Origin of the sequence: Mobilicoccus sp., assembly GCF_032060985.1 — a bacterium.
GTDB lineage: Bacteria > Actinomycetota > Actinomycetes > Actinomycetales > Dermatophilaceae > Mobilicoccus.
On sequence record NZ_DAMBGD010000002.1, the window covers coordinates 113671 to 124844 of the forward strand.

General features: G+C 71.8%; 13 protein-coding genes. 11 read left to right on the plus strand and 2 right to left on the minus strand.

The features are described 5' to 3' along the window. Positions 1–19: 19 nt before the first annotated feature. The 7 genes from hpt to RT054_RS02295 all read left to right on the plus strand — a co-directional run bounded on the left by hpt (position 20) and on the right by RT054_RS02295 (position 4584). Positions 20–571 carry a hypoxanthine phosphoribosyltransferase gene (gene hpt, locus RT054_RS02265; RefSeq protein WP_312720339.1) on the plus strand — a complete coding sequence of 184 codons (552 nt, stop codon included), beginning with the start codon at positions 20–22 and terminating at the stop codon, positions 569–571. 43 nt (positions 572–614) lie between these two features. Then, complete coding sequence (folE, locus tag RT054_RS02270) at positions 615–1199, plus strand: GTP cyclohydrolase I FolE (RefSeq protein WP_312720342.1); 585 nt, start codon at positions 615–617, stop codon at positions 1197–1199. Positions 1200–1270: 71 nt separating this feature from the next. Beyond that, complete coding sequence (gene folP / locus RT054_RS02275; RefSeq protein ID WP_312720367.1) at positions 1271–2110, plus strand: dihydropteroate synthase; 840 nt, start codon at positions 1271–1273, stop codon at positions 2108–2110. After that, positions 2107–3000, plus strand: a complete 894-nt coding sequence (gene folK / locus RT054_RS02280; protein ID WP_312720345.1) for a 2-amino-4-hydroxy-6-hydroxymethyldihydropteridine diphosphokinase — start codon at positions 2107–2109, stop codon at positions 2998–3000. Before folP ends, folK begins: the two co-directional genes overlap by 4 nt. A 53-nt stretch (positions 3001–3053) precedes the next feature. Next, a complete protein-coding gene (locus RT054_RS02285) occupies positions 3054–3332 on the plus strand; it encodes a hypothetical protein (protein ID WP_313021966.1) in 279 nt (92 codons plus the stop codon). 205 nt (positions 3333–3537) lie between these two features. Beyond that, a complete protein-coding gene (locus RT054_RS02290) occupies positions 3538–3876 on the plus strand; it encodes an Lsr2 family protein (RefSeq protein ID WP_312720348.1) in 339 nt (112 codons plus the stop codon). Between the two features lie 42 nt (positions 3877–3918). Further along, positions 3919–4584, plus strand: coding sequence for a (2Fe-2S)-binding protein (locus tag RT054_RS02295; RefSeq protein WP_312720350.1), 666 nt, complete (start codon positions 3919–3921; stop codon positions 4582–4584). A 13-nt stretch (positions 4585–4597) separates the two neighbouring features. On the opposite strand, the gene ligD (RT054_RS02300) is transcribed toward RT054_RS02295, so the two are convergent. Together ligD (RT054_RS02300) and ligD (RT054_RS02305) are read right to left on the minus strand one after the other, a co-directional pair. After that, on the minus strand, positions 4598–5536 hold the full coding sequence (gene ligD / locus RT054_RS02300) for a non-homologous end-joining DNA ligase (RefSeq protein WP_313021969.1): 939 nt from the start codon (positions 5534–5536) through the stop codon (positions 4598–4600). Next, the gene (gene ligD / locus RT054_RS02305; protein WP_313021971.1) at positions 5526–6557 is read right to left on the minus strand and encodes a non-homologous end-joining DNA ligase; all 1032 of its coding nucleotides are present in this window, start codon (positions 6555–6557) and stop codon (positions 5526–5528) included. Before ligD (RT054_RS02305) ends, ligD (RT054_RS02300) begins: the two co-directional genes overlap by 11 nt. An 88-nt stretch (positions 6558–6645) precedes the next feature. Between ligD (RT054_RS02305) and RT054_RS02310 the strand changes: the two genes are divergently transcribed. The 4 genes from RT054_RS02310 (at position 6646) to panC (ending at position 10498) form a co-directional block, all read left to right on the plus strand. Then, positions 6646–7743, plus strand: coding sequence for a Ku protein (locus RT054_RS02310; protein ID WP_312720357.1), 1098 nt, complete (start codon positions 6646–6648; stop codon positions 7741–7743). Between the two features lies 1 nt (position 7744). Beyond that, positions 7745–8617, plus strand: coding sequence for a DNA-formamidopyrimidine glycosylase family protein (locus RT054_RS02315; protein WP_312720359.1), 873 nt, complete (start codon positions 7745–7747; stop codon positions 8615–8617). Between the two features lie 70 nt (positions 8618–8687). Further along, positions 8688–9650, plus strand: a complete 963-nt coding sequence (panB, locus tag RT054_RS02320) for a 3-methyl-2-oxobutanoate hydroxymethyltransferase (RefSeq protein WP_313021974.1) — start codon at positions 8688–8690, stop codon at positions 9648–9650. Beyond that, positions 9647–10498 (plus strand): pantoate--beta-alanine ligase, encoded by an 852-nt coding sequence (gene panC / locus RT054_RS02325; protein WP_312720365.1) that lies wholly within the window; start codon positions 9647–9649, stop codon positions 10496–10498. The genes panB and panC overlap by 4 nt, the downstream gene beginning before the upstream one ends. The last annotated feature ends 676 nt before the right edge of the window (positions 10499–11174 follow it).

The following is an 11174-nucleotide window of genomic DNA, read 5'->3' on the forward strand; positions in this document are numbered from 1 at the left end:
CAGCCCCGCAGGAGGAACCGTGGACGCCGAGCACATGTCGGGTGATCTCGAGAGGGTGCTCCTCACCGAGGAGCAGATCCACGACCGACTCGACGAGATGGCCGCGGAGATCTGGCGCGACTACGAGGGCAAGGACCTGTTGCTCGTCGGCGTGCTCAAGGGCGCGGTCATCGTCGTCTCCGACCTCATGCGTGCCCTACCGGGGACCGCCCCGATGGACTGGATGGCGATCAGCTCCTACGGCTCGGGCACCAAGAGCTCCGGGGTCGTGCGGATCCTCAAGGACCTCGACACCGACATCACCGGCAAGCACGTCCTCATCATCGAGGACATCATCGACTCCGGCCTCACGCTCAGTTGGATCAAGGCCAACCTCGCCTCCCGCAACGCGGCGTCGGTGGAGATCTGCACGCTGCTGCGCAAGCCCGACGCCGTCAAGGTCGACGTGGGCGTCAAGTACGTCGGGTTCGACATCCCCAACGAGTTCGTCGTCGGCTACGGCCTCGACTACGACGAGAAGTACCGCAACCTGCGCTGCATCGGCACCCTCGCCCCGCACGTCTACTCCTGATCGGCGCCCCGGCGCACCCACCCTCCAGCGACAGAGAACCGTCATGGCCGTCCCGCCCCCCGTCGACGTCGAACGCGCCGAGCGCGCCGTCCGAGAGATGCTCCTCGCCGTCGGTGAGGACCCGGATCGCGAGGGGCTGCGCGAGACCCCCGCCCGTGTCGCCCGCGCCTACGTCGAGCTGTTCGCGGGGCTGCGGATGGATCCCGCCGAGGTCCTCTCCACGACGTTCGACATCGACCACGACGAGATGGTCCTCGTGCGCGACATCGAGCTCTACAGCACGTGCGAACACCATCTCGTGCCCTTCCACGGGGTCGCGCACGTCGGGTACATCCCCTCGCGCAGCGGTCGTGTCACCGGGCTCTCCAAGATCGCCCGGCTCGTCGACCTCTACGCGCGTCGCCCCCAGGTCCAGGAGCGACTCACGACGCAGATCGCCGACGCCCTCGTCGAGCACCTCGAACCCCGTGGCGTCATCGTCGTCCTCGACTGCGAGCACCTCTGCATGTCGATGCGGGGGGTGCGCAAGCCCGGCGCCCGCACGACGACCTCGGCCGTGCGCGGCCAGCTCCGGTCCCCGGCCACCCGCGCCGAGGCGATGAGCCTCATCCTCGGGGGCACCCGGTGAACGCGGGACACGCGGGCGGCGGCTCACCCGGGGGCCACGGTGGCCACGCCGGCCATGGCCGCCCGCTCGTCATGGGCATCGTCAACGTCACCCCCGACTCCTTCAGCGACGGGGGCCGCTGGGCGGACGCCGAATCGGCCGTCGCGCACGGCCGCGAGCTCGCCCTGCAGGGCGCCGACATCCTCGACGTCGGAGGCGAGTCCACCCGCCCCGGCGCACGCCGTCCCACGGAGGAGGAGGAGCTCGCCCGCATCCTGCCCGTCGTCTCGGCGCTCGCGCGGAACCGCCTGCGGGTCTCGGTCGACACCATGCGGGCGGGGGTCGCCGCGGCCGCGCTCGATGCCGGCGCGGAGATCGTCAACGACGTGAGTGGTGGTCTCGCCGATCCGGAGATGGTGCCCCTCGTCGCGGACACCGGGGTCACCTACGTCGCGATGCACTGGCGCGGCCACGGCGAGGTGATGCAGCAGCGTGCGGTGTACGACGACGTCGTCGCCGACGTCCGCGCCGAGCTGCTCGCGCGCGTCGAGGCGATCCTCGCCGCCGGCGTCGCGCCCGAGCACCTCGTCCTGGACCCCGGGCTCGGCTTCGCCAAGACCGCCGAGCACAACTGGCGGCTCATGGCCCACCTCGAGGCGTTCACCGAGCTGCCGTACCGGGTGCTCGTGGGAGCCTCGCGGAAGACGTTCCTGGGTCGACTGGGTCGGACCGACGCCGACGAGGAGCCCGTGCCGCCGGCCCGACGGGACGCGGCGACCGCCGCGACGAGCCTCCTCGCCGCGCAGGCCGGTGCCTGGGCCGTCCGGGTGCACGACGTGCCCTCGACCCTCGCGGCCCTCCAGGTCCACGAGGCCGTCGTCGCCGCCGGTGCGGGTTCGCGGGCAGGGACGGATCGCGGGCCGCGCCCATGAGCGACCGCATCGTCCTCACCGGCGTCGAGGCCCTCGGCACCCACGGTGTGCTCGCCTCCGAACACGACACCCCGCAGCGGTTCGTCGTCGACGTGACGATCGAGGCCGACCTGCGGCCCGCCGGACGCAGCGACGACCTCGCGGACACCGTGAGCTATGCCGAGGTCGCCGACGAGGTCGTCCACATCCTCACCGGGCCCCACGTCGACCTCGTCGAGACCCTCGCCGGCCGCATCGCCGACACCGTCCTCGCGTTCCCCGGGGTCGAGGCCGTCGAGGTCACCGTGCACAAACCCGACGCCCCGATCTCCCACCCCTTCGCCGACGTCGCGGTGACGGTGCGCCGGGAGCATGCGCATCGGGTCGTCATCGCGCTCGGCGCCAACGAGGGTGACCCGCGCCGGGCCCTCGCCTCCGCCGTGCGCGCCGTCGCCGCGATCGAGGGGATGCACGTCGAGGGCGTCTCCGACCTCTTCGAGACCGACCCCGTCGGCGGGCCGCACCAACCCATGTACCTCAACGCCGTCCTCGTCGGGCGCACGCGACTCACCCCGCGCTCGCTCCTCGAACGGCTGCACCGCATCGAGGCCGACCACGGACGCGTGCGCCAGGTGCGGTGGGGGGCACGCACCCTCGACCTCGACCTCGTCCAACACGGCGACCCCGGTCGCGGCGAGGACGTCGTCGTCGACGACGGGACCCTCGTCCTGCCTCATCCCCGCGCACACGAGCGAGCGTTCGTCCTCGTGCCGTGGGCGCAGGTCGACCCCCAGGCGAGGCTGCGGGTCGGTGACGAGGTGATCCCGGTGGTCGACCTCGTCGCCGGTCTCGACGCCGAGGGCCACCTCACCGGGGTGCGCGCCATCGGGGCCTGGGATCCGGGCCGCTGACGGGCGGAGGGTACCGTGGGGGCGTCCCTGAAGACGTGAAGGAGGATCCGCACGTGCACGTCTTGTTGGAGATTCTCGCCGGTCTGCTTCCCTCCATCGGCATCGGATATCTCTTCTACCGCATCATGCGGGTCCTTCTCGAAGGCGACCGCAAGGAACGGGCCGCCTACGCGCGCTGGCAGGCCGAGCACGATTCCGCCGAGCACGATTCCGGTGGGCACGATTCCGCCGTAGGGGGATCGGGTGTCACCGGCACGGTGACGCCGGCCGAGGCGGATTCACGTCCGACGGCGGCGCGTCCCGAGAACCACGGCGCGAGTACCGGCGACTGATCCGGGCGAAAAGGGCAGCGCCCGAACTCTCCGGCGTCACCGGTCGAGGAACGGAGCGCAGGACGTGCCCGAAACGTCACCATTCGATTCTTCGAATGCGTTACCCCCGTGGTTCCGGCACGCCCCGTGCATATCGTAGGGTGGGGTCCGAAGAGCGAGGATGAACCCCCGTTCCCTTTACCGACCCACACCTCAGGAGTTCCCCATGGCCCAGCGCGTCCAGGTCATCCTCGTCGACGACATCGACGGGGGACAGGCCACCGAAACCGTCACCTTCTCGCTCGACGGCGTCAGCTACGAGATCGACCTCTCCGAGAAGAATGCCGCGCGGCTGCGCGATTCCTTCAGCGAGTGGGTCGGGAATGCTCGTCGCGCCGGTGGCCGCAAGGTCGGTGGGCGTCGCGCCTCCGCCGGGACCTCGCGTCGTGAGGACCTCAATGACGTCCGCGAATGGGGTCGCCAGAACGGATTCAAGGTGAGCGATCGCGGCCGTGTCTCCGGTGAGCTGCAGGCGGCCTACGACAAGGCCCACGGCAAGGGCTGACCCTCGCGGGCGTCGCCCGCGGCGGTCACAGGGGAGGACTCGATGGACGCCCATCCCGATCTCGGCGAGCTCGCCGCGGACATCACCGCCGCCATCGGGTACGTCGACGTCGTCGCCGAAGGATGGGGCTCACCGCTGCCCTACTCCTGCGCCGAGATCCTCACCGCCCAGGAGGCGGGGGAGGATCCCACGGCTCAGTGGCGTGCCGACGTCGGTGCAGCTCAGGAACGTCGTTACGGCACCGCGGCGCCCCCACAGGTGGGCGCCGCGTTCGTCATGCAGTGGTACTTGCAGGTGGTCGCGGTCCCCGCGGCGTTCGCGGCGATCCTGCGCGACTGGATCCCCGACGTCTCCCCGGAGGCGTTGCGATTCGACCTCGACGACACCGAACGGTATCCGGTGGCGGAATCCCTCGGCGGTGCCCAGGTCACGCGGGTCTCCCACCCGCAGATGCGTCTGGTCGAGGCGCGAAAAGCCTATGAATCCCATGCACGCCGGTTCGCCGAGTCCTACTCCCCGGGGGTCAAGACGAGCAGTAAGCAGCGTTTCGGCCTCGTCCGCGACACGTGGGAGGCCGCGCTCGACGGGGCGCGTACCTCGGTGCGCCATGAGCCGAGCCGTCTGGGCCTTCGTGAATCGTGCTGCTTTCTCTACGCGTTGCCCGGTGCCATCACCTGTGTGCGATGCCCCCGAAATCGTCGCCACTGACTCCGCTCGATTTTCAGCTCGCGTTCAGAATATCTCCCAGGGAATCGAGTCGGTCCAGCACCTGGCGGGGTGTGAGTTGATCCAGTGCGATCTCGTCCGCCGCCCCCTCCTCGATCTCCGCCCACGTGCGCGGTGCCGCAGCGAACGGGGAATCCTTCTTTCCACGAAGTGAATACGGACAGATCGTCGTCTTGGCCGCGACGTTCTGACTCCAGTCGAGAAACACCTTTCCCGATCGCGCCTGCTTCGCCATCGAGGACAGCACGAGTTCGGGGTGTTCGGCCTGCAGATGGTCGGCGATCGTCTTCGCCATCTCGCGCGTCTGTTCCGGGTCCGTCGGGGTGGGGAGCATCGCGTAGAGCTGGAGCCCCTTACTGCCCGAGGTCACGGGCACGACGTCGGTGAGACCGGCGCCGGCGAGCACGTCGCGGACGAGCAGCGCGGCCTGCGCGCACTCGTGGAGGCCGGCCGGGGCGCCCGGGTCGAGGTCGATGACGACACGGTCGGCGCCGCGCTGTCGACGTGCGGCCGCGGCCTCGTCGTCCGTCGTTCCGTCTCCGGTCACGCGCCACTGCGGCACGTGGAGCTCGAGCGCGCCGAGCTGCCCCAGCCACACGAGACCGGCGACGTCGTCGATGAGCGGGTAGGTGACGAGTTCGTCGGCCCGTCGCGAGTGCGGGGAGACGAGGGTGACCCGCCGCACCCAGCTCGGGGCGCCCGAGGGCAGGTTCTTCTCGAAGAACGACTGCTCCGTGACACCGTGCGGAAAGCGCAACCGGGTGACGGGACGGTCCTTCAGCTGCGGGAGGATCGCGGGCGCGGCCTCGCGGTAGTAGCCGATGACCTCGGCCTTCGTCATGCCGGTGCCGGGGAACATCACCTTCTCGAGGCTGGTGAGGACGAGGACCCGCCCTTCGACCTCCACGCGGACCCGGGTGCGGTCATCGGCCATCGGGGTTCTCCGGTTTCGTGTCGACGGTGGGGGTGGTGGGGACGTCGGGGGTGTCGAGGTCGTCGGCGAGTGCGGCGGCGGCATCGGCCTCGGGGGCCTCTCCCGCAGTGAGGTCGGTCGGCGCGAGGTCGGGTCGCAGGCCGCGATAGGCCGGTTGCCGGAGGCGGCCGTGTGCCGACAGGCCGAGGCTCTCGACGTCGATGACGACCTCAGGTCGCAGCCACTGCGCCCCGACGGCATCCTCGCGGGGGATCTCGACGAACGGAGAGGTCCGGATGCCGAGTCCACCCAGGCGCCGGTGGAGGTCGCGGCCGGCCTCGCCCGCCAGCCCGGAGCCGACACGGCCGAGCAGGTCGAGGCGGCCGTCCTCGCGGGGGAGGCCGACGAGCACCGACCCGAGGCGTCCACGCGCACCGGTCTCCTCCCGCCACCCGCCGACGACGACGCTGCGTGTCGCCCGGTGGGGGCGCTTGCGCCAGTGCGGACTCCGGACGCCCGGCGTGTACCGGGAGTCGCGTCGCTTGCTCACGACGCCCTCGAGGCCGGAACGGGCGGTGACGTCGAGCAGCAGGGCGCCGTCGTCGTAGACCTCGGGCACGGCCCACCGGTCGTGGTCGAGGCTCGGGGCGAGGGCGTCGAGGACGGCGCGACGCCGCTCCCACGGCTCCTCGGTGAGGTCGCGGCCGTCCAGCGCCATGACGTCGAAGAGCATGACGGTGACGGGTCTGGGGCGCGGGCGACCGGCTCGCACCGGCCCGGCGATGCGGTCGGCGAGCGCATGGAGGGAGGGCACGCCGGAGTCGTCGAGGGCGACGATCTCGCCGTCGAGGACGAGGTCGGGCAGGACGAGTCCGCCGAGCTCGGGGAAGTGGGCGGTGACGTCGCGGCCCGAGCGGCTCGCGAGATGGAGTGTCCCGCCGCGGATCTCGGTGATCACCCGCCAGCCGTCCCACTTGACCTCGTGGACCCACGCCGGGCCGCCGGGAACGGTGTCGGTGAACGTGGCGAGCATCGGGCGCATGGCTTCATGATCCCGCCGCCTCAGGGGTTCGCACGTCGGCCGCGCGTGGGGGATGCTGGAGGTCGCCATCCTCGAGCTGGGAGGTCCCATGCGGGCGATCTGGAAGGGGGCCGTGTCGTTCGGCCTCGTCACCGTGCCGGTGCGGCTGTACTCGGCGACCGAGAACCACGACATCCAGTTCCGGCAGGTGCGCGCCAGCGACGGCTCGCGCATCCGGTACAAGCGGGTGGCCGAGGCCGACGGCGAGGAGGTGCCCTACAACCAGATCACCAAGGGGTACGAGACCGCCGACGGCCGCATGGTCGTGCTCACCGACGACGACCTCGCCTCGCTGCCGAGCCGCAGCAGCAAGGAGATCAGCGTCGAGAAGTTCGTGCCCGCGCACGAGATCGACCCGATGCTGCTCGACAAGAGCTACTACCTCGAGCCCGAGGGCGCCGCGGCCAAGCCGTACGCGCTGCTCCGCGAGGCGCTGCGGGACACCGACCGCGTCGCCGTCGTCACGCTCTCGGTGCGCACGCGCCTCACGATGGCGGTCCTGCGCGTCCGCGACGACGTCATCGTGTGCCAGACCATGCTGTGGCCCGACGAGATCCGCGCCGCCGACTTCGGTGTGTTGCAGGACGTCCCCGCTCCCAGCGAGAAGGAGGTCGCGATGGCGAACCTCCTCGTCGAATCCCTCGCCGGCGACTTCGAACCCAACGAGTACGAGGACGACTACGCCAAGGCGGTCGAGGACCTCGTCGCCCGCAAGATCGACGGCGCGAAGGCCGTCGCCGCCCCGGAGCCCGAGGAGGAGACCGGCCAGGTCGTCGACCTCCTCGCCGCGCTCCAGAAGTCCGTCGAGCGGGCGAAGGCCGGCCGCGCGGACGGGGGGAGTGCCGCGGAGAACGAGGACTCCGCGGAGAGCGACACGGCCACCGCCACGACTCGTGCGGCGAAGAAGAGCACGGCGAAGAAGAGCACGGCGAAGCGGAGTGCCGCGAAGGGCGACTCGGGCGCAGACCAGGGGGCGACCGACGGCGAGTCGACGGCGAAGACGCCCGAGAAGTCGGCGGCGAAGAAGTCGACCGCGAAGAAGTCGACCGCGAAGAAGTCGACCGCCACGAACGCCACCGCCAAGAAGTCGGCGGCGAAGACATCGGACTCGACGGCCGAGGACGCCGGCGAGCGCAAGGCCGGCTGAGGTGCCCGAGGGACACACCATCCACGCCCAGGCGCGGCGACTCGACCGGGCCTTCCAGGGGCGGCCGGTGCGGGTGAGCAGCCCGCAGGGGCGGTTCGCGGAGTCCGCGGCATTGCTCGACGGCGGTGTCTTCGAGGGGGCCGAGGCGGCGGGCAAGCACCTGTTCCTCCATCACGAGGGCGACCGGATCGTCCACGTCCACCTGGGGCTCATCGGGGCGTTCTCCGTCCTGCCGCACGGGTGCGGCGACGGTGACGTGCCGGTCACGGGGGCGGTGCGCCTGCGCCTCCGCGACGACGCCCACGTCGCCGACCTCCGGGGCCCGAACGTGTGCGCGCTCATCACCGACGAGACGCGTGAGTCGGTGCTCGCCCGGCTCGGGCCCGACCCGTTGCGTGAGGACGCCGACCCCGACCGGGCGTGGGCGAAGATCTCCCGCAGCGGCCGGTCGATCGCCGAACTGCTCATGGACCAGTCGGTCGTCGCGGGGGTGGGCAACGTCTACCGCTGTGAGGTGCTCTTCCGGCACCGCGTCGACCCGTTCCGTCCGGGCCGGGAGATCCGGCGGGCCACGTGGACCGCCGTGTGGGACGACATCGCCACGCTCCTGCCCCTCGGGGTCGCGTACGGGCAGATCCTCACGATGACCGACCAGGTCGAGGACGCGCAGGCCTGGCTCGCCCGGGCACCGGAGGAGGTCGGGGCCTACACCGCGACCCTCACCGGCGCGGCCCACGGCACCCACTTCGAGCGGCGGTTCTCCGTCTACAAGAGGACCGGTGAGCCGTGCCGCGTGTGCGGGAGCACGATCCGCACCGAGAAGGTCGCCGGACGGCAGCTCTACTGGTGTGGCCGCTGCCAGCGCCGCAGGTGACCACCCCCACACCGGGGCCTGCTCGATCCGGGATGGGCGGTTCGTCCCGGGCCCTCCTAGGCTGACGCCCATGCGCACGACGTTGCGGGACATCGCCCGCCTCCACGCCGACGGTCGCCGGTTCACGATGGTGACGGCGTACGACTACACGAGTGCCCGGCTCGCCGAGCGGGCCGGCATCCCCCTCATCCTCGTCGGTGACTCCCTGGGCATGGTCGTCCAGGGGCACGACTCGACGCTGCCGGTGACGGTCGACGACATCGTCTACCACGCGCGGTCGGTGGTCCGGGGGTGCGAGACGCCGCTCGTCGTCGGTGACCTGCCGTTCCTCACGTACGCGACGACGAGCGAGGCCATCGACGCCGCGCGTCGGGTCATGGCCGAGGGCGGGTGCGGGTCGGTCAAGCTCGAAGGTGGACGGGTCGTGGTCGGCACCGTGCGGACCCTCGTCGACGCGGGCGTGCCGGTCATGGGTCACCTCGGGTTCACGCCGCAGTCCCAGCACGCCATCGGCCTACGCGTCCAGGGTCGGGACGCGGGGGCGGCACGGGCTCTCGTCCTCGACGCCCTCGCCCTCCAGGAGGCCGGAGCCTGGGCGATCGTGCTCGAACTCGTCCCCGCGCCCCTCGCCCGGGAGGTCACCGCGCTCCTCGACATCCCGACGATCGGCATCGGCGCGGGACCGCACACCTCCGGCGAGGTCCAGGTGTGGCACGACGTCCTCGGCCTGTTCGACGCTCACGTGCCGCGGCACACGCGGCGGTTCGCCACACTCGGCGACGACGCCGTCGAGGCGTTGCGTGCCCTCGCCTCCGCGGTCGAGGCGGGCACGTTCCCCGGCCCGGAGAACAGTGCGCGGATGGACGAGGACGCCCTCGCGGCAGAGCTCTCGGGGCTCGGCCTCCCCGTCGATCGTGAACCCGGGCGTGGGAAGAACGATGCCGGGGAGAACGGTGCCCGGCAGGGCCAGGCACGTGCGGGCGGTGCCGGTGCGGGCGGCGACGGGACGGGCCGCGGCGAGGTGGAGGCGTGAAGGTCGTGACGACGCGGGCGGAGGTCCGCGAGGAGCGGGCCGCTCTCGGGCGGCTCGGGTTCGTCCCGACGATGGGGTACCTCCACGACGGGCACCTGAGCCTCGTCCGGGAGGCAAGGGCCCGGAGCGAGCACGTCGCCGCCTCGATCTTCGTCAACCCGACGCAGTTCGGTCCCGGCGAGGACCTCGCGAGCTACCCCCGTGACCCCGAGCGCGATCTCGCACTGCTCGAGGAGGCCGGTGTCGATCTCGTCTGGCTGCCCCAGCCGGGGGACGTCTATCCCTCGGGGTTCGCGACGTCCGTCGAGGTCGGGGATGTCGCCGACGTGCTCGAGGGGGCCTCACGGCCCGGGCACTTCCGGGGGGTGGCGACCGTCGTCGCGATCCTCCTCGGAGTCGTACGTCCCGACCTCCTCCTCGTCGGGCAGAAGGACCTGCAGCAGTCCGTCGTCCTGCGGCGCCTGGCCGCCGACCTCTCGCTCGTCGACGAGGTCGTCGTGTGCCCGACGGGCCGCGAACCCGACGGACTCGCGCTGAGCAGCCGCAACGCCTACCTCGACGAGGAGGACCGCCGCGCCGCGACCGTGTTGTCCCGGGCGTTGCGGGCCGGACGGGCCGCATACGACGCGGGCGAGCGCGACGCGGAGACGCTGCGCCGCGTCATCCGCGACGTCGTCGCCGCCGAACCCCGCGCCGAGATCGACTACGTGAGCCTCGCCGACCCCGAGACCCTCGTCGAACTCCAGGGTCCGGTCGATCGCGCCGCCGCGTCGATGGCCGTCCGCGTCGGCCGTCCCCGCCTCCTCGACAACACGCTGCTCCACGCTCCGGACCCCGGCCTGGGGTGAGGACCCGCGCGGGCGGGTGTGCGCCCCCTCGACGTCGGCGGTGCTCCCGAGGCGGGCTTCCTGCAACCCCCGTTAGGGGGAGCATCGGCGGGGGCAGAGGTGTGTCGGCGTGTTCAGGGGAGCGCCTCGGGTGTTCGGGGTGTGGCGGTCGGCCTGGCACGACCGGCTCGGCGTGCTCGACCGGCCGGCGTGCTCGACCGGCGGGTGTGCCTTGATGTCGGCGGTGCTCCCGGATCGGGGTGGAGGCACCTTCGACAGGGGGAGCGTCGGCAGCGGCGGAGGTGTCTCGGCGTGGTTCGGGGAGCGCTTCGGGTGTTCGGGGTGTGACGGTCGGCCTGGCACGACCGGCTCGCCGTGCTCGACCGGCCGGCGTGCTCGACCGGCCGGCGTGCCTTGATGTCGGCGGTGCTCCCGGAGGGGGCTTCCTGCACCTTCGATAGGGGGAGCATCGGCGGGGGCGGAGGTGTCTTGGCGTGGTTCGGGGAGCGCTTCGGGTGTTCTGGGTGTGGTGGTCGGCCTGGCGGGACCGGCTCGCCGTGCTCGACCGGCCGGCGTGCTCGACCGGCCGGGTGTGCCTTGGTGTCGGCGGTGCTCCCGGACCGGGGTGGAGGCACCTCGGACAGGGGGAGCATCGGCGGGGGCGGAGGTGTCTTGGCGTGGTTCGGGGAGCGCTTCG